Source organism: Psychrobacter sp. TPE 89C, from assembly GCF_055522395.1.
In genome coordinates, this window is the sequence record NZ_JBVFXW010000010.1 from 55,085 (window position 1) to 80,213 (window position 25,129).

The 25,129-nt window shown below is 43.3% G+C and carries 17 protein-coding genes and 2 tRNA genes; 12 read left to right on the forward strand and 7 right to left on the reverse strand.

All coding sequences use genetic code 11. From position 1 onward, the window contains the following. Positions 1–2 precede the first annotated feature (2 nt). The 3 genes from nuoC to ndhC form a co-directional block, all read right to left on the reverse strand. Positions 3–1,778 (reverse strand): NADH-quinone oxidoreductase subunit C/D, encoded by a 1,776-nt coding sequence (gene nuoC / locus ACZW67_RS05240; RefSeq protein ID WP_194196868.1) that lies wholly within the window; start codon positions 1,776–1,778, stop codon positions 3–5. 154 nt (positions 1,779–1,932) lie between these two features. Further along, positions 1,933–2,601 carry a NuoB/complex I 20 kDa subunit family protein gene (locus ACZW67_RS05245; protein WP_465182419.1) on the reverse strand — a complete coding sequence of 223 codons (669 nt, stop codon included), beginning with the start codon at positions 2,599–2,601 and terminating at the stop codon, positions 1,933–1,935. Between the two features lie 164 nt (positions 2,602–2,765). Next, on the reverse strand, positions 2,766–3,389 hold the full coding sequence (gene ndhC / locus ACZW67_RS05250; RefSeq protein WP_194196867.1) for an NADH-quinone oxidoreductase subunit A: 624 nt from the start codon (positions 3,387–3,389) through the stop codon (positions 2,766–2,768). Between the two features lie 773 nt (positions 3,390–4,162). Between ndhC and ACZW67_RS05255 the strand changes: the two genes are divergently transcribed. The 5 genes from ACZW67_RS05255 (at position 4,163) to argB (ending at position 11,310) form a co-directional block, all read left to right on the forward strand. Then, positions 4,163–6,196, forward strand: coding sequence for a UvrD-helicase domain-containing protein (locus ACZW67_RS05255; RefSeq protein ID WP_197218286.1), 2,034 nt, complete (start codon positions 4,163–4,165; stop codon positions 6,194–6,196). Positions 6,197–6,311: 115 nt separating this feature from the next. Beyond that, complete coding sequence (mgtE, locus tag ACZW67_RS05260; protein ID WP_465182420.1) at positions 6,312–7,715, forward strand: magnesium transporter; 1,404 nt, start codon at positions 6,312–6,314, stop codon at positions 7,713–7,715. 104 nt (positions 7,716–7,819) lie between these two features. Further along, positions 7,820–8,284, forward strand: a complete 465-nt coding sequence (gene dut, locus ACZW67_RS05265; RefSeq protein WP_197133089.1) for a dUTP diphosphatase — start codon at positions 7,820–7,822, stop codon at positions 8,282–8,284. 111 nt (positions 8,285–8,395) lie between these two features. Further along, complete coding sequence (locus tag ACZW67_RS05270) at positions 8,396–10,189, forward strand: phosphohexomutase domain-containing protein (protein WP_465182421.1); 1,794 nt, start codon at positions 8,396–8,398, stop codon at positions 10,187–10,189. Between the two features lie 218 nt (positions 10,190–10,407). Then, the gene (argB, locus tag ACZW67_RS05275) at positions 10,408–11,310 is read left to right on the forward strand and encodes an acetylglutamate kinase (protein ID WP_465182422.1); all 903 of its coding nucleotides are present in this window, start codon (positions 10,408–10,410) and stop codon (positions 11,308–11,310) included. Positions 11,311–11,412: 102 nt separating this feature from the next. Here the strand turns inward: argB and ACZW67_RS05280 are convergent, their stop codons facing one another. The 3 genes from ACZW67_RS05280 to ACZW67_RS05290 form a co-directional block, all read right to left on the reverse strand. Continuing rightward, a complete protein-coding gene (locus ACZW67_RS05280) occupies positions 11,413–11,772 on the reverse strand; it encodes a hypothetical protein (RefSeq protein ID WP_465182423.1) in 360 nt (119 codons plus the stop codon). Positions 11,773–11,857: 85 nt separating this feature from the next. Further along, positions 11,858–12,235, reverse strand: coding sequence for an arsenate reductase (locus tag ACZW67_RS05285; RefSeq protein WP_465182424.1), 378 nt, complete (start codon positions 12,233–12,235; stop codon positions 11,858–11,860). Continuing rightward, entirely contained in the window at positions 12,235–14,985 is a 2,751-nt protein-coding gene (locus ACZW67_RS05290; RefSeq protein WP_465182425.1) for a pentapeptide repeat-containing protein, read from the reverse strand. The genes ACZW67_RS05285 and ACZW67_RS05290 overlap by 1 nt, the downstream gene beginning before the upstream one ends. 172 nt (positions 14,986–15,157) lie before the next feature. Here ACZW67_RS05290 and leuS point away from each other — a divergent pair, with 172 nt between their 5' ends. The 7 genes from leuS to ACZW67_RS05325 all read left to right on the forward strand — a co-directional run bounded on the left by leuS (position 15,158) and on the right by ACZW67_RS05325 (position 24,149). Continuing rightward, on the forward strand, positions 15,158–17,845 hold the full coding sequence (gene leuS / locus ACZW67_RS05295; protein ID WP_465182426.1) for a leucine--tRNA ligase: 2,688 nt from the start codon (positions 15,158–15,160) through the stop codon (positions 17,843–17,845). A 59-nt stretch (positions 17,846–17,904) separates the two neighbouring features. Continuing rightward, positions 17,905–18,606, forward strand: coding sequence for an LPS-assembly lipoprotein LptE (locus tag ACZW67_RS05300; protein WP_465182427.1), 702 nt, complete (start codon positions 17,905–17,907; stop codon positions 18,604–18,606). 60 nt (positions 18,607–18,666) lie between these two features. Beyond that, a complete protein-coding gene (holA, locus tag ACZW67_RS05305; RefSeq protein WP_465182428.1) occupies positions 18,667–19,740 on the forward strand; it encodes a DNA polymerase III subunit delta in 1,074 nt (357 codons plus the stop codon). Positions 19,741–20,003: 263 nt separating this feature from the next. Next, positions 20,004–21,338, forward strand: a complete 1,335-nt coding sequence (locus ACZW67_RS05310) for an efflux RND transporter periplasmic adaptor subunit (protein ID WP_465182429.1) — start codon at positions 20,004–20,006, stop codon at positions 21,336–21,338. 192 nt (positions 21,339–21,530) lie between these two features. Then, a complete protein-coding gene (locus tag ACZW67_RS05315) occupies positions 21,531–23,480 on the forward strand; it encodes a MacB family efflux pump subunit (RefSeq protein WP_465182436.1) in 1,950 nt (649 codons plus the stop codon). Positions 23,481–23,837: 357 nt separating this feature from the next. Next, a tRNA-Lys gene (locus ACZW67_RS05320) sits at positions 23,838–23,913 on the forward strand. A gap of 160 nt (positions 23,914–24,073) precedes the next feature. Beyond that, positions 24,074–24,149, forward strand: a tRNA-Lys gene (locus ACZW67_RS05325). A gap of 64 nt (positions 24,150–24,213) precedes the next feature. Here ACZW67_RS05325 and ACZW67_RS05330 read toward each other — a convergent pair. Next, on the reverse strand, positions 24,214–25,002 hold the full coding sequence (locus ACZW67_RS05330) for an MBL fold metallo-hydrolase (protein ID WP_465182430.1): 789 nt from the start codon (positions 25,000–25,002) through the stop codon (positions 24,214–24,216). Between the last annotated feature and the right edge of the window lie 127 nt (positions 25,003–25,129).

A 25,129-nucleotide genomic window follows, 5' to 3' on the forward strand; every position in this document is an offset into this window, starting at 1 on the left:
TATTAGCGATCACAATCGGCCATCACAATATCAATCGATGCCAGATACATAATGGCATCAGAGACGAGCGAACCATTAATCACGGACGGCATCTGCTGCAAATGCGCAAATGTCGGTGTACGGATACGAGTACGATAGCTCATCGTCGCCTTATCTGAGGTGATGTAATAGCTGTTGAGACCTTTGGTCGCTTCTACAATCGTCGTACACTCGCCCGCTGGCATCACAGGACCCCAAGATACTGAGATAAAGTGATTAATCAGCGTCTCAATATCGTTCAAGGTACGGTCTTTCGGCGGTGGTACCGCTAGTGGATGATCCGCTTTATAAGGGCCTTGTGGCATATTATCCATGCACTGGCGAATGATACGTAACGACTGACGCATCTCTTCGACTTTGACCATACAACGGTCATAAGCATCACCGTTGTAACCAACTGGCACTTCAAAGTCGTAATTCTCATAGCCCATATATGGACGTGCTTTACGCAGATCAAAGTCAACGCCTGTCGCACGTAGACCTGCACCAGTGACGCCCCAAGCCAATGCTTGCTTGGCATTATACTGAGCAACCCCTTGAGTACGGCCTTTGAGCACGCTGTTTTGTAATGCTGCTTTGACATATTCGTCCAAGCGTTTTGGCATCCAATCTAAGAACTCACGAACCAGACGTTGCCAGCCACGTGGCAGATCAGCAGCTGTACCGCCGATACGGAACCAAGCGGGATGCATACGATAGCCAGTCACGGCTTCGATGACGTCATAGGCTTTTTGGCGATCGGTAAACATATAGAATACAGGGGTCATACCGCCCGCATCCTGAATGAAAGTACCGACGAATAATAAGTTATTGGTAATACGGAAAAACTCGCTCATCATCACGCGGATGGTTTCAGCGCGCGGTGGAATGGTGATTCCAGCCAGCTTTTCGACCGACATGATGTACGGCAGCTCATTCATCACACCGCCAAGATAATCGATTCGGTCGGTATAAGGAATAAATGAGTGCCAGGTTTGACGCTCAGCCATTTTTTCTGCGCCGCGATGGTGATAGCCGATATCAGGAATACAATCGACGACTTCTTCGCCATCGAGCTGTAGCACCAAACGGAAGGCACCATGAGCAGAGGGATGGTTAGGACCGATGTTCAAGAACATAAAATCTTCATCACGACCTGAACGCTTCATGCCCCATTCTTCTGGGACAAAACGCAGGTTCTCTTGCTCGTATTGCTGCTTGGCGGTATTCAAGAAATACGGAGTAAATTCAGTCGCACGCGCATGATACTCTTTACGTAATGGATGACCTTCCCAGTATTTTGGTAATAAGATACGGGTCAAATGCGGATGACCTGTAAAGACAATACCGAACATATCCCATACTTCGCGCTCATACCAGTTGGCGTTTGGCCAAATATTGGTGGCGCTCGGTACATTGACATCATCTTCGCTCAGCGCGACTTTGATACGTACGTCACTATTGCGCTCAAGCGACATCAAGTGATAAAAAACCGTAAAATCACTATCAGGCAAACCCGCGCGATGCTGGCGTAAACGCTCATCTATCGCTGATAAGTCAAATAGCATGACGTATGGCTGTGGCAATTTACGCAGGAATAAGAGAACATCGAGCAAATCCGCACGCGCAACCCAAACCGTTGGAATCTCATCAACAGTGTGCTGCACGACAAACTTACCGGCATACTTCTGCTCCAGCTCTTTGATAACGGCTGGGACAGGCTTAATCTTAGGATCTATGTTTTCGACTACCGTGACCATGAATGATGTATTCCTTCATTAATCATAACTGAACTATGTTAGTCATAACCGAACTATGTCAACCATAACTAAGCTATGTTAATCATAACCGAACTATGATGAGGGCATAAAATATTGAGGTTGTTGCTATCGCTACAAATCTAAACGCACAAATCTAAATGCTATCTGGGCTACGCAAGTTTTTAACAGCAATACGATCTGCTTGCTTACGGTCACGCTCAGGCGTCATCTGTGGCTTATAAATACCCTGCTCATTGACATGGATACCCAGCGGACGACGCTCTTTGGTGATAGATTCTTGCAATAACATCAAACCTTGAATCAAAGCTTCTGGACGCGGCGGACAGCCTGGCACATAGACATCGACTGGAATGATTTTATCTACGCCTTGTACGACAGAGTAGATATCATACATACCACCAGAGTTGGCACAGGCACCCATTGAGATGACCCATTTTGGCTCAAGCATTTGCTCATAAAGACGTTGAATAACAGGTGCCATTTTGACAAAACAAGTACCGGCGACGATCATGACATCTGCTTGACGAGGCGAGGCACGAATAACCTCAGCACCAAAGCGTGATAAATCATGAACGGCTGTCAAGGTGGTGGCGTATTCTACATAGCAGCAAGAAGTACCAAAGTTAAATGGCCATAGTGAGTGCTTGCGCCCCCAGTTTGCTGTCGAATGGACGAGGTCTTCGAGACGACCCATAAAGACGTTTTTATTAACTTCGTCTTCGATAGGGTCATTGACCGTTTGACTGGTCTGTGCAGGATAGATATCTGCATCAGGGTTGGCTTTTGTTAATGTGTATTTCATAACATACAACCTTTATATTAGACGTAGCGTGGCAATCGTCTTGCCCTCGCTAGCGCCTTAACTTCTATTATTAACAAGTGATCATTAATCCAAACATACTCGCGTCGTCGTAATCTTACTACTAGCCTTTATAGACTATCGAAAACTAAGACCGCCCAAGACAATTAACGCTTACCGTTATCTTGTCGAGCAGACGTCGCAAAATCTACAGAAGTAACATTACCTGTAGTATTAATATGATCGATATTTTCTAAATGATGACGATTGACTTCAATATTGTTCGAGACGTTGATTTGTCCTGAGGACTGTGCGGGTACTTTGCCTGTCGGATCGACCATCAGCTCGTGAGCACCATCGAATTTGGTGATGTCTGCTAGGTTGAAACCAGCAGGTGCGGCATATAGACGTACTTTTTTGCGCAGTTTATCAGCAGGTGCCCAGTTCATCGCGCCCAAACTTAGCTCATAGATCAAACCGATGATTAAGATGGTGATGAATATGGCAGCAGCGGCAAAACCTAACCAGCCAGCCTCACGTACTGAAACGGCGTAAGCATACAAATACAGCGCTTCTAGATCGAAGATGACGAAGAAGATTGCCACCAAATAGAATTTGGCAGACAAACGAATACGGGCGTTGCCAGATCCGACAACACCCGCTTCAAATACTTCTTCTTTTTGTGAGCCCTGAGAGCGACCGCCAAGCAAACGCGGCACGACTAGCATGAAGACAACTAGCCCAATGGCGGCTAAGATAAAAGCGATTGCTGACCAATTAAAAGCAGACATGATAATACGTGCTCCTCACCCAATCGAGTGTTTAGCACAGCGCAAGTACCGACCTATCAAGGTCGTCTAGCCACAGGCATCACACAAACGAAAACACAAAGCGACTGTCATTCAGTCGCTTTATTTAAGCAACTGTTATTAAGTCACATTTTAGGTATTTTGCTAGTAACAACCAATTATCAAGTGTATTGACGACGATGTCAGACATAACCAACGGCAGGGATTCCGATATACGCACGGAAAAATGGCTGGTCGTCTAACGCATCTTCTAAAAACGTAAGATCAACTTATTAAATCAATATCATATTCGATAGTTTACTTAATTGATTTAATAGCTCATTACACGTAGTCAATAATGACGAGACAACTGGCATAAATTATGTACGTACTATACGCATTTCGGTGTCCAAAAGCTAGTTTTTAACTGTATTGGACGGTCATTTTATATGTAATAAAACATGTTTTTTTTATCAAAAATTATGATAGGGGTCTTACCTTATATTAACATCAAATCCATCTTATGAATTATCATAGGCCGTAATTGTAAATATGGTCAAAAATTCAGCCTTTAAACCCCTGCTCTTCGCCCAACTCATTCCCCAAAGTTCATGTTTTTGCTTTATAATAACCCACTTAATTTTATTGCCTTTATTGGGTGTTTTTTGATTGAAACATCATCATGACACTCATGTTAATAAGGCAATCGGCGTATATTTAATGATGCCGCCATCAGTGCCACTCTCTTTTTTTGCTTTTGTCTTACAGGTTACGTTATGAGTCAACTCAATCCAAAACAACAAGAAGCCATGCTCTACGTATCTGGTCCGTTACTTGTACTCGCAGGTGCAGGCTCCGGTAAGACGTCCGTAATTACCCGAAAAATTGCCTACCTGATCGAAGAATGCGACATGCCTGCTGAGCGCATCACGGCGGTGACTTTCACCAATAAAGCCGCCCGTGAAATGAAAGCCCGTGTCAGTAAACTGCTGCCAAGTGAAAAAATGCGCGGTCTGACCGTGTCGACCTTTCACCAGTTCGGTCTGCAGTTTTTGCGCTATGAGCTGATTCATACCCCATTAAAGGGCAACTTCTCTATCATGGACAGCGACGACAGCAAGCGACTGCTGATGGAGCTGATGATGCGTGACAATCTAAGTGGCGCTGAAAGTCGTGAGTTGGTCGGCAAAGCGATAAAAATGATTTCCGACTGGAAAAACGATCTGATTGATCCTGATAAGGCGATGGAAACATTAGACGATCCAGAAGATATGATTTTTGCCACGTTGTATGCACTATACGAGCGCAATCTTCGTGCTTATAATGCCGTCGATTTTGATGACTTGATTGTACTACCAACCAAGATATTGCGTGAAAATAGAGAGCTGCGTGATAAATGGCAAAACCGCATTCGTTATCTCTTGGTCGATGAGTATCAAGATACCAATACCGCCCAGTATGAAATGATTAAATACTTGGTTGGCCCGCAAGGTCGCTTTACCGTAGTTGGCGATGATGACCAATCTATCTATGCGTGGCGCGGGGCAAAACCTGAAAACATGGCACTGCTAAAGGAAGATTTTCCTAAGTTAAAAATCGTCATGCTTGAGCAAAATTATCGCTCAACGACGCGTATCTTGACCTCAGCCAACGCAGTTATTATGAACAACGAGCATTTATTTGAAAAGAAACTGTGGTCCGATAAAGGTCAAGGCGAAAAAATTCGTATTATCAACTGCCGTAATGATGACGATGAGTCCGAACGCGTAGCAAAAGAGATTGTCACTCATAAACTGCGCTTTGGTAATGAGTGGGAGCAATATGCTGTCCTTTATCGCAGTAACTTTCAGGCGCGGATGTTAGAAGCACAACTGCGTCAGCTACAAGTCCCTTATAAACTGTCTGGCGGCCAGTCATTCTTTGCGCGTAGTGAAATCAAAGATATCATGGGCTATCTGCGTCTAATCTTGAACCCTGAAGATGACAGCGCATTTTTGCGTATTATCAATACGCCTAAGCGTGGTATGGGACCTGCAACGCTTGAAAAGCTTGGACTGTTTGCGCAAGAGCACAGCATATCGCTGTTGGCCTCTTGTACACATGCTGGCTTAACCCATGTGTTACCGTCTAAATCTTATGGCACCATAAAAGAGTTTGGTGAATTTATCGAGCACTATACGCGTGAGTTAGACCAGCACCCCGACCCTGTACCCATCGTGCGTCAAATGATCGATGAGACGGGCTATATCGACTTTGTGCGCAGTGATGCCAAAACGCCGCAACAAGAAAAAAATCGTATTGATAATATCGATATGCTCTATACCAGCATTCAATCGCTGATTAATCGGGCCGAAGAAGACGAGGATCGGACGATTGATACCATCATTCGTAAGCTGGTATTACTTGATATGCTCGAGCAGCAGCAAGAAGAAGAGAATACCAACAAGGTCAACTTAATGACTTTGCATGCGGCAAAAGGCTTGGAGTTTGATTTCGTTTATATCATGGGACTTGAGGAAGAGATGCTACCGCACCGTAACTCTATCCTCAGCGAAACCGTAGAAGAAGAACGACGATTGATGTACGTAGGTATCACTCGCGCTCGTCGTGAGCTGACATTGACGCTAGCCACACAGCGCCGTGCAGGCGGTCAGATGCGGGTTACTTCAGAGTCACGATTTTTAGATGAGTTACCAGAAGATCACATCGACTGGCCAGCCAAAGCGAAAAAGAAAAAAGCCACCAAAGATCCAGAAGCCGTTGCTGATGAGTATTTGGCAAATATTAGAGCGTTATTAGGCAATCGCTAGTCTTAATGAAAACACCTAAACAAAAATGCTTGAGAAAACACGCCTGAGACTGGGCGGAAAATGATTATTTTAGTCGTTATTGTTATTTATATTTTTTGAAAACCTTGGAACTTTTATGCCTACCCCTATGCCGAATCAAGAACGACCATCTACGCTACAGGGAGATTATAATCCAGCTGAATATAATGCTGAATATAAGCTGCTGTATCTGCAGGGACTGGTGGCTGATAAGGCATATGAAGCCATTACCGAGTTTTTAACAAAGCAGTCTGAATATGAGATTGCCAACTTACTAGAGTCCTTTCCGACTCAAAACCGGCTCTTAATTTGGGCGCAGGTTCCAGAGAGTATTAAAGGTGAAGTCCTCGCTGAGCTAGATGTCGATACTCGCCAGCCATTGATGGAGAACATCTCTTCAAAAGAGATTTCTTTATTTACCCAAGACCTCGATGCACAAGACATCTCTGAGATTTTGGATACCGTGACCGAGAGCGTACGTACCTCCGTCATGGCAACGCTAGACGAAGAGACCCGTGTTCAGGTCAACAAACTCGATACTTATGAGGATTGGGAAGTTGGTAGCTATATGGATCCTGATATTATTCAGGTGCGAGAAGACATTACGCTAGAAGAAGTACAACACTGGCTAAGAGAGAACGACGACTTGCTTGATGATGAAAGTCAGGAGCTGTTGGTCGTTGATCAAAGCCAGCAATTATTAGGTCTACTAAGTTTGGTTGATTTGATTAAACACCATCAAACTACTTTGGTATCGAAATTAATCGACACCGCCATTACCATTAATGATCGCTTAGATATCCAAGATGCCGCCGCAATTTTTCGCTCAGAAGACATTCGCTTTGCCCCCGTCATCAATAGCCATGGCGAGCTGGTCGGTCAACTAAACGGTGAAGACATCATGGAAATCATCCAAGATGATGTCGACAGCACCATGAAAAACTTGGCGGGTGTTAGTCAAGATGAAGAGCTGTTTGCCCCTATTCTAACCAGCGCTAAAAGCCGTAGTGTTTGGCTAGGTATTAACTTGTGTACCGCCCTATTGGCCGCAGCGGTGATTGGACAGTTTGAGGAAGTATTGGCACAAGTCGTGGCGCTAGCGATACTCATGCCAGTGGTCGCCAGTATGGGTGGTATCGCCGGATCTCAGACCCTTACCGTCGTCATTCGTGGTATGGCTATGGGTCAAATCGGTGGTTCTAACCGTGTCTGGCTATTAAACAAAGAGCTGTGGGTCGGCGCGATAAACGGCATCATATGGGCTATAATCATGGCGTTTATTGCCCAGCTGTGGTTTCATGATATTAAGATTAGTGCGGTCATTGGCTTTGCCATTGCGATTAATATGACGGCCGCAAACGTTTCGGGTATCAGTATACCGCTGATGCTCAAACGTATGAATATCGACCCTGCGCTATCTGCTTCCGTTATTTTGACCACTGTAACCGATATCGTCGGTTTTATGTCATTCTTAGGCTTAGCCAGCGTATTAATACTATAATCAAATACTGAGCTCTAAAAAACATCGTCATTATTTAAAAATATTGAATAAGCTTTGTTCAAAATCATAATTTAAAAACCATCAAATCGTTAAGTGAGTTCGTTATGCAAGCTGTACAAGTTAAAGTTATAAACCCTAAAATCATTGAAGACGCAGCATTTTCTCTTCCGACTCGTGCCACCGACGGCAGTGCGGGTATCGACTTGCGCGCTTGCATAGATGAGCCATTAACCATTAAAGCAGGTGAAACACACTTAATCGGCACAGGTCTCGCCGTTTATATCCAAGATCCTAATTATGCAGGTATGATTTTACCGCGTTCAGGTCTCGGTCATAAACACGGTATCGTTTTAGGTAATTTGGTCGGGCTGATTGATGCTGATTATCAAGGTGAGCTGATGGTTAGTATTTGGAATCGCAGTAACGACGACTTTGTGCTTAATCCAGCAGAGCGTATGGCACAATATATCGTTGTACCTGTTGCCCGCCCTGAGTTTTCAGTGGTAACAGAGTTCAGTGATGAAAGCGAACGTGGTGCTGGTGGATTTGGACATTCAGGTCGCCAGTAATCAATCAGTAACCATTACTGATTTACCGTTTTAATTATTTATTGTTACTCATCACGATACTAACAATGATAGCCACAACCATCATAACCACGATTATAAGGAGCGTAAGCGATGCCAACTTTTGCTGAGCAGCAATCCTTATTTCGTGCTTATGATATTCGTGGTTCACGCCAGTGTTTTACGACCGATTTTATACAAGCGCTCGGCAATGCTTTTGCTAGTCTTTATCGTGGCTTACTCTGCACATCAGAAGATAGCGATTCAAAAGACAGCCTACTAACGCAACCGTCAACTTCTTCAGAAACCATTATTGTGATTGGTTACGATGTGCGTAATGGTAGCAATGCTATTGCACAGAGACTCGCTGATACATTGGCTCAGCATGGTCTAACCGTTATCCAGCTAGGTCTTGTCACTACGCCAATGATGGTCTTTTGGGCAGAGCAATATCAGGGGCATGGCATCATTGTGACCGCCAGTCATTCTGCTAAAGATATTTTAGGCGTTAAGTGGTTAGTCAATCATCAGTCTCCTAGCAGTGCAGAGATTCAATTGCTTTATCATCAGTTGACCACAAACGATTCAAAAAATAATAGTGTAATTCAAGCGAATACTTTCAAACAAAACACTCAGGATACAGGCTTATCCACTGAGGACATAGCAACGGCTTACATTGAGGCTATCGCTCAAGTCTTTCAGCAGATCTATCAATCCAGTAAGCCACATTCAAATGGACCACATTCAAATAGACCACATTCAAAAGTCACTCTGCAGCCCTTATCTAAACTTGATTTTCGGGTCGTTATTGACTGTATGCATGGCGCGACCAGTTCGATTGCACAGCGTTTATTTGGCTATTTCTGCCAAGATGTCATCATGATTAACGACATAGCAGATGGCAACTTCCCCTCTGGTAATCCTGACCCTACTGAACCACACCGCCTCACGCAATTACAGCACACCGTACGCCAGCACCAAGCAGATATAGGGATTGCTTTTGACGGTGATGGTGATCGACTGATGATCGTCGATACCAATGGCAAGGTCGTCTCGCCTGACCATTTGCTATATCTATTAGCACAAGTGGCTATCGCGGAACGCCCTGACACTTTGTACGATGCAGCATCAATATATGATACAGACTCAATATGCTCACAACGCTCACCTCAAGTCCTTTTTGATATTAAGTGCTCACATCACTTACCAAAGCTGTTATCTGATCTTGATGCAACACCCGTAATGAGTAGAACGGGTAGCAGTTTTATGCGCCAACAAATACAGAACTCCGATTATCAAATTGTCTTCGCTGGAGAGTTATCAGGGCACTTTATCTTTAATGACAGCCGCTTTATTGTTTATGATGATGCCATGTACGCAGCATTACGGCTGTTGCACTGGTTGGCTACTGACAATCTGGTCGATAGCAAACGAGCATTGACAGACATTACGGAAAGTCTACCTGCAATGGTAAGTACAGCAGATCACTATTTGCCGATGCCAACAACTTTTGGAACAGAGTACTCACTCGTAGAGCAGCTGGCTAGATTCTGTCGTTACTTACGCCAAATTTTGGAAGCGACAGCAGCAGATTCTGATCATCATTTGATAAATACTGACCTGCTATTAGATTGTCACTGCTCGGTGGTTGAGCCTCACTTAACACTCAAGCAAGCCAGAGATTTAATGCCAGTAGGGACTACGCTGAGCTGTATCGATGGCGTTCGTTTGGATTTTCCACATGGCTTTGGGGTGCTGCGCCAATCAAACACCAGTCACCATCTGACCGCACGCTTTGCTGGTGATAGCATAGATGACCTAACAGATATTCAGGCAAAATTTGCCGCATTATGTCACCCATTCGATGAAGAACTGGCAGCCAAAATTGTCGCTATTCCTGTCGAATGATTGTATTAAACACACTGTGGCCTTATCAATAATATTGACGATATTGATATAGTCGATTCAATTTAAAAGTAGTACAAGGCAACCGAGTGCAGATGTATATGTGATACCTCAAGCGAGGTTAACGCTGTAATGCTTTTATAGTGGAATGACTATAGTGGCGATAGATTTATATCGCATAAATAACCAACCCGTTCAAAACCGTACTTTAGGAGTTTGTAATGACGCTTAACTTAGATGATGCCAAAAACACCGCTGAAGTATTGACCACGGCACTGCCTTATATTCAGCGCTTTGTCGATAAGATCATCGTCGTAAAATACGGCGGCAATGCGATGACCGATCCTGCGCTTGAAAGCTCATTTGCCCGCGATATCGTCTTGTTAAAAACCGTTGGCATGCATCCTGTCGTCGTACATGGCGGTGGCCCTCAAGTGGATAACTTGTTAAAAGAGCTTGGACGTCAGTCTGACCGTATCGATGGTATGCGCGTCACTGATAAAAGCACCATGGATATCGTCGAGATGGTGTTAGGCGGCGGCGTCAATAAATCGATTGTTAGCTTAATCAATAAGCACGGTGGACGCGCGATTGGTTTAACGGGTAAAGATGCCAACTTAATCCTAGCCAAAAAGTTGAAAATGGAAAAAATTGGCGAAGACGGTATCGCTGTTCCTATAGATCTAGGGTTCGTCGGTGATGTGGTCAGTGTCAATAAAGACGTGATTAACATGCTCATTGCATCTGACTTTATCCCTGTCATCGCCCCACTCGGCGTCGATGCCGAAGGCAACACCTATAACATCAATGCTGATCTAGTTGCAGGTAAAGTCGCGGAATTCTTGCAAGCAGAAAAGTTAATGCTGCTGACCAACATCAAAGGCGTATTGGGTCGTGATGGCGAAGTCGTGACTGGGCTGACACCAAAGAAAGTCGACAGCTTAATCGAAGACGGCACTATCTCAGGTGGCATGATTCCTAAAATTCAGTGTGCGCTTGATGCCGTACGTAGCGGCGTAAAAAGCGCTGTTATCGTTGATGGCCGTGTGCCTCACGCTACTTTGCTTGAAATTTTCACCAATGAAGGTGTCGGCACATTAATCAGTCGTGAATTGGATTCATAATTGCGTTAATAGAATTTAGTGACTAGCATAAAAAAGCCCGAGCTTGGTATTCAAGCTCGGGCTTTTTTATGGTCTATCAACGTCTATTTAAACGAAAGAAGTTTAATAAGCACAGAACTCGACAGAACTATGGCTACTATTGCCATAAACCTTCATATAATGATTGCCTTTACTCTCAGTAATATAAGACGTTTCATTGTCATAGCGATCACCATCCAAACGACCACTTGGCCCTGAGACATAAGCCATATTGATGCGGTCATCACCGACGTTGCGAATCACTAAATTCTGGTCTGACGCCAGCCATAGACGAAACACTTTTCCGTTTTTAATATTACCTGTAAAGCTACCGCAATAGCTGTCTTTTGCGAAGGTAACCTTAGTAGAGGTTTCCGCCGCTTGCACACTTGTGACCATTAAAGGCGCTACTGCAAGGGTGGCCATTAGTAATAATTTTTTCATGATTTTATCCTTGAACATTATAAACGAGCAAACTTAATTCCATTAATGAAATCATAGTTTATGACGTGTCAAAGTGACAGCTTTTTTATGAAAAAGTTGTATCGAATACAGCCTCATCAAAACCGCAAAGCAATATTGGCTGACCTTGGTTTTTCTCGTTGATCTGACCTTCTACAATCGGACGCTTAATCATACTAGTATTCTCTACTAGCAAGTCAATCGCGTTATCTATATTGGCATCAGCTGATTGCTTTTGCTCGTCAGTCAGCTTGCGCCATGTGGTGCCACGCTTGTTCAGTACTTTATCAATACCTAGCCCGTCTACCCAACGCTGTACCGTTTCTTTATCGATGCCTTGTTTTTTATAGTCATGGAAATCGTAACTTATATTCAATTCATCCAACTTGGTAAATGCTTTTTTCATGGTGCTGCATGATTTGATACCGTAAATGGTGATGGTCATTATTGTTCCTTTAGTTTGTCTTCTGATACGTATAAGCTTTCTAAAATAGTACCTTTCAGGTTTGCCCCTGTGAAGATTGCTTTTTCATGGTTCGTACCTTCAAAGTTAGCGTTTTTAAGATTAGCATTTGTGAAATCTGTACCTTCAAGATTAGCTCCTTTAAAACAAACTTCCTGTAAATCTGAATTTTTAAAAGAAGCCCTCTGAAGCTTTGCTATCGTAAAATCTGAGCCCTCTAAGAGTGATTTTTCAAAATTAGTATCGAATAGTTGTGCATTCACAAAGCGCGTGTTCACGCAGGTTGACATAAAAAAATTAGATGATGTCAACTTAGCATTATAAAAAATTGATGAGCTAAGCTCACCGAACATAAATGATGAATGTATTTCTGCATCTGACAAAAACAAGTGGTTTAACTTACTATTTACTCTTGTACTTCCTAATCTGCCTAACCATACATTAAATGCTTGTTTATTTTTATACTGAACCTTATTGATAACTTTATTAGTCCATTTAGCACATAATGAATGCAGCTCCAATAGAGCAGCTTCAGAATTACGACTATAATATAAGTCTTTTTCAAAACTTGTTAACATCAACTCTTTAATAGGTGACTGCTCATTTACTGCCATTTTTATTAATTCGATTAGTAATTTTTGATACTGCTGTACTTTTAATTGCCCACTTTCTGATTCGAATAATATACTAAGCTCACCATCTAAAAAGCCTCGTAAATACTCGTCTATTTCCTGCTGTCCACATACTTTTATCCATTCTACAAAAGCTTGCTTTAAAGTATATCCTCTACCAGCATTTTTTCTACTACGTTCAACTTCATCGCATATAATATCTAATTCAAGCATTATTCTTCTTGCAGTCAGATACTCACCAAAGCTCTTATGAGTGAACTCAAAACTTTTATTTCCTTGACTGCCATCAAATTCTCTAAAATAGAATGCCATTAGTAATCGAGTAACACCCGATTTCATATCATCAGAAAATTCTCCAAAATAACTAACTATATTAGCAGTTTCACACTGCTTTCTTATTTGATCAACAGTGGCAGTACGTCCATTTTCATGCCAAACCACCAAAGCAATTTCTTGTAATATACGGATAAAATTATCTTTATCCATGTCATTTAAACTTTTATGAATACCGGTAGCTGTATATTTTCTTTCGTAAACTGAGTCTAGTAAATCTGCATATATTTGATTAAGGTTGGTATCTTCTGTAAAAGTAATATCTTGTCTTAAGTAGCTCAGTGATACGAGATAATTAAGTAGTGGCTCCGTCGTGATAGGTTCCAGATGTTCTGTCGCTAACTCACTTGGCAAGCCCTTAAACTCTAGTCCTTTTAATTCAGCAAGCTTTTGCCACCAGTTATTACGCTGATCCTCTATTAACAACCCTTCTGAATCATCAAACTCTTCCCTTTCATCATCACTGATAAAGTATGGTAATAAATGTAGTACGATTTTTTCTTTTTTGAGCTGACTCTTTTGTGACTGTACTGACAATTCGCGACCAGTAATGATAGCCTTCCAACGTAAAGAACTTTGATCTCTTAACGCAATCTTTACCTCTTCTATAAAGCTACTTGCAGCTTCTTTCGCATTACTTCCACTTTGCATAGATAATTCATCTAGACCGTCAAATATAAGTAATAAGTCATACTCATTAGTCAGATCCGTATTCATTAGTATGGGATTAATAGAGACAAACTTCTTGACTGCTTCTAATAGATAATCGTCAAGCCTGAAACGGTGTAAAGGAATAAACAGGACTGCTTGACCCGACTTTTCTGCTAGCTTAGCTGCCAAAATTTTTGCAAATGAAGATTTACCTGATCCAGGTCCACCACTGATAATACGTAAAGTATCACTTTCTTGATAAGTAGAAAGCCAATCACTAATTTCACTATATAAATCACATACTTTTTTACTAATGTTTTGCTGAGCTTTTGAATTAATAATAATGTTCTCTTCAGAACTTATTATTTCTTGCACATCATTATCAGGAGACTGATTACGCACTTCATAGTATGCACGCAGAGGTACATATATTTGACTAAGTCCAAATGCTTCATCAAACATACGCTCATTAACTTGTTGCTGTAGCCACGAACGATAATGCCTAATGCTTCTCTGCTTTACAGTAGCCTTCGTAAATGGCGTGTTTAATTGATCTATAATTGAGGTGTATTGTGAAGCGTTAGTTAACCATTCTTTATCAAGTGAAAAAGAAAATTGACCTTTCAGACGTTCATAAGTTGATTTGGCTTTGGCCTCATCAAGTCCTAGTTGCTGAAGCCATTCAATTAAAACCATTTCCAAGTCATCTAATAGAGCTAAATGATGAGGCGCTTCAAAAAAATCGTTATCTATAGCAACTTCTGACTCATTAATCTTATTTTCTATATTAGTAGCGACACTTGTTATCGCTGCTTCATCAATATTACTACCGAATAAATCCTGATCGCTAGTTAGCATCTCAGTAATAGCCTGAGTTAGGGAACGGGCAATAAGCAACCATGCTAACTCTTCAACCTTTAAATCAAGCTCTGTAGTCTTAGATATATCAAATACACCTTTAACAATCGTCGCTGCACTACCTATTAAGTTTCCAGTTACCCCTTGAGCAGTAGCTTGAACAGCTGTTTTAGATGCCTGAATAAAAAAATCTTTAATATCAAAGCTTATTTTTCGATTGAGCACGCTGACAGGTTGCTTAAGAATAATTTCACTCATGTTATATCTACTGTATAGGTAATAGGAATATCATTAACTTACGATGATTAGCCTACTATTTTCGACTATAACAACTTCACAATCAATCGCAATTTTCGCCAAATTACGCTATGCTATGGCATTGTCGAATTCCACCTATTTTTTATCTGTATTAACCAATTTCGAGCCCACTATGAGTAATACTGTGACATCTGACCAATCAGAAAACAATTATTATAACCCACAAGCTATCGAAGCTGCGCAACAAGCCAAATGGGCAACTGACAAGCGCTATGAAGTGGGCAATGAGCCTAGCGACAAGCCAAGTCGTTATATGCTGTCTATGTTCCCTTATCCAAGTGGCAAGCTGCATATGGGCCATGTGCGTAACTATACCATCTCGGATGTGCTGAGCCGTTACTACCGCCTAAAAGGCTATGAAGTCATGCAACCAATGGGTTGGGATGGCTTTGGCCTGCCAGCAGAAAACGCCGCGATTGCCAATCAAACACCACCTGCCAAATGGACGTTTGCCAATATTGACAACATGCGTGCACAGCTTAAATTACTAGGCTTATCTATTGACTGGTCACGTGAATTTGCCACTTGTAGCCCTGAGTATTATCAGTGGGAACAGTGGTTGTTTTTGCAATTATACAAAAAAGGCTTAGTCTACAAAAAGCTAGCAACAGTCAACTGGGATCCGATTGACAACACTGTCTTGGCCAATGAGCAAGTCATCGATGGCAAAGGTTGGCGCAGTGGCGCTGCAGTCGAAAAGCGCGACATCCCAATGTACTACTTTAATATCACTGATTATGCCGATGAGCTATTGGATGATTTGGATGATTTGGAAGGGCATTGGCCATCTGAAGTATTGACCATGCAGCGCAACTGGATTGGTCGTAGTGCGGGTATGGAAGTGCATTTCCCATATGAGTTGGCTGGTGAAACAAACACTTTAGACGTGTTCACTACCCGCCCTGATACCTTGATGGGTGTGACTTATGTTGCCGTTGCGGCAGAGCATCCACTTGCACAATATGCGTCTGAGAATGATGAAGCGATTGCGCAATTCTGCGCTCTGTGTAAAAAAGGCTCAGTCGCTGAAGCTGATTTAGCCAAAGCTGAAAAAATCGGTATGGACACAGGTCTGACCGTAACGCATCCATTAACGGGTGAAGAAGTGCCTGTTTGGGTCGCCAACTATGTCCTAATGAGCTACGGTTCAGGTGCAGTCATGGCAGTACCGGCACATGATGATCGCGATTATGAATTTGCGACCAAATACAGTCTGCCTATTAAGCAAGTTATCGATGTACCTGCTGGTTATTTTGATGAAGCAGAAGCAGATGCCAAAGCGAATGATACTAAAATCAATCTTGCCTACACTGAGCGCAATACCTTAGTCAATTCAGGCGAATTTGATGGTCTAGATTTCGAACAAGCGTTCGAAGCCATGCTTGCCAAGCTTGAGCCACAAGAATTGGCCAAGAAAAAAATCCAATATCGCTTACGTGATTGGGGTGTATCACGTCAACGCTATTGGGGCTGCCCTATCCCAATGATCAATTGCGAACATTGCGGTACGATACCTGTCGAAGAGCAAGATTTGCCAGTCATTCTACCGACTGATGTCGTTCCTGATGGCCGCGGTAACCCACTCAAAAACATTCCAGAATTTGTAAATACCACCTGCCCTAAATGTGGCAACCCTGCTGAGCGTGAAACCGATACCTTTGACACCTTTGTTGAGTCAAGCTGGTACTATGCGCGCTTTGCTAGCCCAAATGATGCGCAAAGCATGGTCAACAAATCTGCTGCAAACAAATGGCTACCTGTCGACCAATATATCGGCGGTGTTGAGCACGCGGTTATGCATCTACTTTACGCACGTTTCTTCCATAAACTTATGCGTGACGAAAACTTAGTCTCAGGAAACGAACCGTTTGCCAACTTGATGACCCAAGGTATGGTACTTGCAGGTACTTTCTATCGTGTCAATGCTGATGGCAGTACCACTTATTACTTTACCGAAGATGTTGATATCGATTATGACGAGCGTGGTCAGCCGATCAAAGCCATCTTAAAGACTGATGGACAGCCAGTAACCATTGGCAAAATCGAAAAAATGTCTAAGTCAAAAAATAATGGTGTCGATCCACAAATCACCATTGATAAATATGGTGCTGATACGGTTCGTCTGTACACACTATTTACTGCGCCTGCTGATCAAACGCTAGAATGGTCAGACGATGCGCTAAAAGGTCCTTATAATTTCGTCAAAAAAGTATGGCGTTTGGCGACAGAGCACACGCAAGCACTTACCGCAGCGAACTTAGATCTTGCGACGCTGAATAGTGAAGCATTGAATACTGATGATTTGAGCAAAGCAGCCAAAAACCTACGTCGTAAGACCCATGAAACCATTGCCAAAATCGATAATGATTTAGGTGATCGTTTGGCATTGAACACACCAGTATCAAGCCTGATGGAGCTTGCCAATGAGCTGACGAGCTTTAAAGCAGCTAATGAGCAAGACCTAAAAGTACAGCATGAGGCAGTGACTGACTTGCTTATCATGTTATCAGTGTATGCACCGCACGTTGGTGAGCACTTACTTGAGCAGTTAGGCTTAGACACCGTTACGCTTAACTACCCAGCCGTTGATGAAGCTGCACTGGTGCAGGATATGATCACGATGGTCGTACAGGTCAATGGTAAAATGCGCGGTAAGATGGATGTGGCGCCAAACAGCGATCCAGAGCAGCTAAAAGCACAAGCTCGAACCATGGAAAGCGTGGCAAAATTCATCACTGGCGAAATCAAAAAAGAAATCGTCGTCCCGAATAAACTCGTGAATATCGTGGTTGTAGGTTAGATATTTTAGGCTTAGTAGATACTCTATCTAAGCCTTCTTCTCATTTGAGGATAGCGATTATGTCGTATAAGCAGCAAGCCCCATCAAGTAGCAAAAGCCCTACTGCAAAAAAGTCCGGCGGACAAAAGCTAGTGACTGCATTACTTACTGCACTGCCAATGTTTACGGTGCTCGGTGCAACGGCTGCGCTTAGTGGTTGCGGCTTTCAGCTACGTGGTTATGATGCGCCAATGCTCCTCGACGTTACCAAAACAGCGGTCATTATCGAAGACAATCGCACCGCTTTCCCGCTTAAACTACCATTAACGAGACGCCTAGAAACATTAGGTGTCGATGTTATTAGTAACATGACAGCCGCAGACGTTGCGCTTAATAACAAACAAGCCAGCGCTGATCCTGTTTCTGTTATCAGCGTCGATAACCTGCGCTTTAGACAGTATGAATTAGTCGGTGTCTTAACAGAGATTCGCTTGATCATATCAGCAGATGTTAGCTATCAAACCACTGAAAATGGTAAGCCAGTGACACTAAGCAATCCTATCCAAATCGAGCGTAGCTATCAGTACAATGACGCCTCGGTGAGTACGGATGATCAGCAAGGCGATCAAATTCGCGAATGGCTCTATGACAGTTTGGCACGCCGTATCACTGATCAGTATGTTGCTATCTCTCTGCCTAAAGTACCGTCCACTGGCACTAAAACACCAGTGAAAATCGGCAATGGCTCAGCATCGACAGCTGTGGTCGTACCAACGCCTTAGTGTCTTATTACGATACGCTCCATACTTATTTCCATTAACCTGTGTACTACCCACCTATTTATGCAAGATACCTTTATACAAGCATATCCAAAACTACTACAACCATCCGTTGCAGTAGCGGGCTTGTGGCTGGCGCACGGTGATGAGCCGTTGCTGAGTCAATGGCTTATCGATGCGATGCGTCCACATTGGCGCGCGCAAAACTACGCCATCAAGCGCATAGAACTAATATCAGTTAAAAGCTGGCAAGAAGTACTGTCGGAGCTTGGCAGTCAGTCTTTATTCGATGATGCCAGTGCCTTGATCGTGACTGGCAATCATAAGCCTGATAAAACTGTCATTGCTGAGCTCGAACGCTTTGCGCTTGAAGCACAAGCAGGTACACACGGTCATAGTGTATTATGGCTTACGCCTAAGCAAGACAAACGTAGCCAGAGCAGCAAGTGGTTTGCCCCTTTTGCGCAATATGGCAATGTCATTGACTGTAATTTATACAACGAGCAGCAACGGCAGCAGCTATTGCAGATTCAGGCTCAAAAGTTTGGGTTACGGCTGTCTCAAGAAGCATGGCAACTGCTCATGTCACATACTGAGCATCATCTATTAAGTGCTTATCAAACCTTGTGGCGGCTGTCTTATCTGTTTGCGCCGCAGTTAATGGCTCCTCATGAAGATACCGAAACAGCTGGCGATTTTGCGCAGCCTACAAATACTGTGGCACTCGATATCACAGATTTACAAGCAGCATTGGTCAGTGACGCTCAATTTAGCGTGTTTGATTTGTCGGATGCGATGCTGGCAGGTAATAGCGCGCAAGTGGCAAAAATCATCTTTCAACTCAAAGCGACTGATGAGCCGACGACCTTAGTGTTATGGGCAATTAGTAAAGACATGCGTCAGATTATACAACTGATGGATGGACAAGATCCGCAAGCGCTTGGCATTTGGCGCAGCAAACAAGGGCTATATCAACAAGCCTGCCGCCGCCAATCAAAAACGCAAACGGCTGAATGGCCTGCGCTCTTATACCGCTGTGACCAAGCCATCAAAGGACTGGTTCGCCAGCCAGCATGGGAATTATTATTGCAAGCTGCGCTAGAGCTAGCGGGAAAGCGCCTGTTTACTGCGCGATAAATATCAATCACTATCGCCATTCCTGTCTTGCACATGCGACACCTTAGACAGTGACACCTATCACCACCTCTAGCACAGCTTCTACCCTTTCTATCATTCTCAGACTCACCCATTTTTACTATTCATCACTCAACTTCTATTATTCCTCTATTCCCACCACGTTTAAAAACACCTTAACCTTTCTTAAACTAATTGCCATTTCCTTTTAGGGATGAAGCATCTACTATAACCATACTTGATTTTACTGTGATTGGATTGTTGTTATGCGCAAAATAAGCAAAAAATCTGCTATCAAATGGGGCGTCATTGTCCTGATTATTGCAGCATTGGCGGCGTTGGCTTATGCCACGTTGAAACCAGAAGAAGAAAAACCTAACTACCTAACAGCGACTGTTGAAATGGGTGATATTGAACAAAATGTCATGGCTTCAGGCAAAGTCAAAGCCTTAAATACGGTTGATGTCGGTGCACAGGTCTCTGGTGAAGTAACTCGTCTCTATGTTGAAGTCGGTGATGAGGTACAGAAAGGCGATTTGATTGCGCAGATTGATCAGGTCACGCAGAACAACAATTTAAGCAATCAACAAGCCGGCCTTCAGCAAAGTGAAGCCGCACTTCAAAGTGCAAAAGCAGAGGCGCTAAGCAAGCAGGCCAGTCTAAAAAGTGCCTATGCCGATCTTGCTAGCCGTCAGTCTGAGCTCAAACAAGCAAAATCTGACTTTGCCCGCTTGCAGTCTTTGGTTGCCATCGATGCAATCTCTCAGCAGGAGTATGATACGCAAGCGACTAGTGTTGAGACAGCCGAAGCAGCGGTTGCCAATGCGAGTGCTGCCATTGATACAGCAAAAGCAGCCATCGCTACTACAAACGCTAATATTAATAGTCAACAGGCGGCCATACGCATATCTGAGACGAATGTAAGCACCGCAGAGGAAGATCTCAGCTATACCACTATTCGTGCGCCCATGTCCGGTACGGTGGTCTCTATCACGACTGAGCAAGGCACGACTGTCAACGCCAATCAAACAGCACCGACTCTGGTTACTCTAGCCGATTTATCAACGGTTCGTATCAACGCACAAATATCCGAAGCAGATGTCATCAATGTCAGTGCTGGGATGCCTTCTTACTTCAATATCATCGGTAATCCAGACCAACAATATGATGCGACCTTGACAGCCATTGAACCAGCACCTGAAGAGATTAGTGATACCAGCTCGACGGATGCTGCTATCTACTATGTGGGCTATGTGGAAGTACCAAACCCTGAGCGTTTATTCCGCATTGATATGACCGCCCAGATCTACATCATCATCGATCAAGCTAAAGATGCGTTGCTTGTGCCATCAGCAGCCATACAAGAAAAACCTACAAAAAATAAAACGGAAGGTCAAGCAAAAACCAGCAAGCTTGTACGCGTACTAAATGATGACGGCACAGTAGAAGCACGCACAGTAGAAGTGGGCATTGATAACCGAGTGAATGCGCAGATTTTGAGTGGTGTGAAGGAAGGTGAGCAAGTCATCATCGGCGAAGGTAGTGACAAAGCTTCAAGTAGCAGTCGCACTCGTATACCTGGTGGCACTCCAAGAATGTAATTTATTCTTTGACTATGTTAACGATGAAAGGGCTTGAGCAACGTAGCCCTTTTCTCACGACACTCACTATCTCTGATTAAAGACATTGCTATGACTATATCTCAATCTGCTAAACAGCCGCCCAACAGCGCTAACGCCTCGATAGAAACCAACTCACCGAATAATACTGCAGTTACTGCTGACAAGCCTATCATGGAGCTGTCTGGCATCATTCGAGAGTTTCCTGCCGGCGAGCAAACCATTCGCGTATTGCACGAGGTTAATTTAACGATTAATCAAGGTGAAATGGTCGCGATCATTGGTCAATCTGGCTCTGGTAAGTCCACGCTGATGAATATCTTGGGCTGCTTAGATCAAGCGACGGCTGGTGACTATAAGATTTACGGCCAATCAGCAAATAGGCTAGATGCGGATGAATTGGCTGAGTTGCGCCGAGAGCATTTTGGCTTTATCTTTCAGCGCTATCACCTGCTTGGTGATATCAGTGCCAAAGACAACGTCGCCGTCCCCGCCGTATACGCTGGTATGAATACTGATGCACGCATCAATCGTGCCGAAGAGCTATTAACCGATCTAGGCCTTGGAGAAAAAGTAAATAATCGACCCAGTCAGCTCTCAGGTGGACAACAGCAGCGTGTTTCTGTTGCTCGTGCCTTGATGAATGGTGGCGATGTTATCTTAGCAGATGAGCCAACTGGTGCACTAGATAGCAAATCTGGCGAAGACGTGATGGCGATCTTACATGACCTAAATGCTAAAGGTCATACCATCATCATGGTCACTCATGATCCCAAACTTGCCGCCCAGGCCGAGCGCGTAATTGAGCTGAAAGACGGTTATGTCATTGCAGATTACAAAACTGAGCATTATAAACCGACAACGCGGCAGCCTGATTCTATCCTCGGTGGACATCGAAAAAGCGCCTTTGCTAGCTTTGTCGATCGTTTGCTCGAAGCCTTTAAGATGTCCTTGCTCGCCATGCGTGCACACAAGATGCGCACCTTGCTGACCATGTTAGGTATTATCATCGGTATCGCTGCGGTTGTCTCTATCGTTGGTCTTGGTCAAGGCTCTCAGCAGCAAATTCTCTCAAATATCAGCTCGCTAGGAACCAATACCATCACCGTCAACGATGGATACCCTAGAGGCGACCCGCGACGTAAATATAATGACGACAACCTCACACCAGAAGATGCAGACGCGATCAGCAGTCAACCGTATGTTACCAATGTGAGCCCTCAAGTCAATGCCAGCTCTAGTGTACGCTATCGCAGCGTGCAGGAAGACTCGACCATCAATGGTGTTGGTGAGTATTATCTAGAGGTTACTGGTGAGACGCTAGCACTGGGTCAAGGTTTCGATTCGCAAAGTATTAAGCTGCGCAGTCAAGATATCATTCTCGATGACAATGCCAAGAATGCCTTTTTTGCAGACATTGATAATCCTATTGGTGAAGTGATACTTATCGGCAGTGTACCTGGACGCGTGATTGGTGTACTCGAAGAAAATGATAGCGGTTTTGGTCCAGATATTTCGACACCCACTATATATATGCCCTATACCACGGTGATGTCACGTATCACCGGCAGTGCAAATATTGATAGCTTTGTGGCTTTATTAGATGACAGCATCTCATCCAGTGCGGCTGAGTCCGCTATCTCTGACATCATAGAGGGTCGCCATGGCAAAGATGATTTTGAGCTTCGCAACTCAGACTCTATCCGTCAGACCATTGAGTCGACGACAGGCACGATGACGCTGCTTATCTCATCCGTTGCTGTTATCTCATTAATAGTTGGTGGTATTGGCGTGATGAATATCATGCTGGTGTCTGTCACTGAGCGTACCAATGAGATTGGGGTGCGAATGGCTGTTGGCGCACGGCAAAGCGATATCATGCAGCAGTTTTTAATAGAAGCCGTACTGGTCTGTATTTTAGGTGGTCTGCTAGGCATTGGACTCGCATTCGCTATCGGTGAGCTCATCAATAATTTTGCTGGCGATAGCTTTAAAGTTATTTACTCATCCACCTCTATTATTGCTGCATTTATATGTTCAACACTGATTGGTGTCGTATTTGGCTTCTTACCAGCACGCAATGCAGCTAAACTTGACCCTGTTGAAGCTCTATCTAGAGACTAATCGTTAATAATTAACGCACTAAATCAGAATATTTAGAGCCTGAAATGGCTCTAATAACGAAATTCTGAAAAAATATGACTTTTTTCCTAATATTTGCACTTTATTTATCATTTAGGGTTGTAATTGTCATAATAATATATATAATGTGCTCTCACGTTTAGGGATACAAAATCTTTAAACGTTGAAACAAACTTAATGTGCTTATTAAAATTAAGTTTGATTAACAAAGTTTTTGTTTAAAGAACTTTGACTTGCAGTTAAATGCAAACCTAGTGTTGATATCGAGTTTTTAGAATTTACGAAAATGTAAATCCTCTTGCACTCGGATGAAGTAGTACTTCATTTTATCCTCGCTCAGGGCCGATAGCTCAGTTGGTAGAGCAGTTGACTTTTAATCAATTGGTCCCGCGTTCGAGTCGCGGTCGGCCCACCATATTTAGTATTACGCTTGTTATGCACCTTACCCTATCAGGTAGCGGCATAATAAGTCACAAAGTTTAAGAAGGTTTCTTTTAGAAAACTTCACCGAATTTACGAAACTGTAAATTCACTTGTAGAGTTAAAAAAGCAGTGCTTTTTTTATACACTCTTCAGGGCCGATAGCTCAGTTGGTAGAGCAGTTGACTTTTAATCAATTGGTCCCGCGTTCGAGTCGCGGTCGGCCCACCATATTTAGAGAGCCCAGTTACTATATCGCATAGTAACTGGGCTTTTTTTCGTTTAAATTTTTATTTCATTTTTTATGTTTTTTCTTAAAGACAGTAAAGTCGCTATTTTTCCGCCACAGCAGTTTATGCTTGATCGTGTCTTTGATCGTACGTGGATGCTTGGGTGCTTGCGTAATCAACATATCAAAAGTTGCCTCATCTATCGCCAGCTCACACCCATGTGCCATCATGACCATCGAAGGTTTTAACGCTTTGATTTTTTGGAGTGATTGAATATAGACTTTAGGATCATAGATAGGAAAAGGCGCGACAAACTTGTGACGCAGCTTAATAATCAAATCAGCGGTATATACCTGTCGACTGGGCATGTGAAATAAAGACAAATCACGGTCTGTATGACCTGGGGTCTCTAACACTTGCCATTCATCAAACCCTGGCACGCAGTCGCCTTCACCAACGGTAATATCGGCCTTGAGATGCGCTGGATAATACAGGTTTTTTGGCTTGCGACCTTGGCGTCTCGCCACATAATGCGCAAGATTCATATCGACAAGGTGCATAGTACGCCCAGCGATACGGCTATACCACTGTGTATCTTTGTCCGCTGAGACAATCAAGCAACCCGTCTGCTCTCGGAATTTATGTGCGCCGCCTGCATGATCTGGATGCATATGAGTGACGACGACAACTTTTAGATCAGTTATTGGTCGCTGCAACGCTGTCTTGATATACTCTAATACCATCGGCACATCAGGGCGACATGCCCCATCTAACAGCATAATCTTATCTGGATATACCGCCAGATACGTACTTTGAATATATCCTTCTAAACGCACAATTTCACATAAACTCATTTGCATTCCCTGCTACATGATTGGTCACTTGTATAGTATCCCTACTATATGAAACGCTTTTAACGCGCCTTAATAGAATTTAGTATAACCCTCGCCATGTAGATTGTAATGACTTTGAGTGAACGCT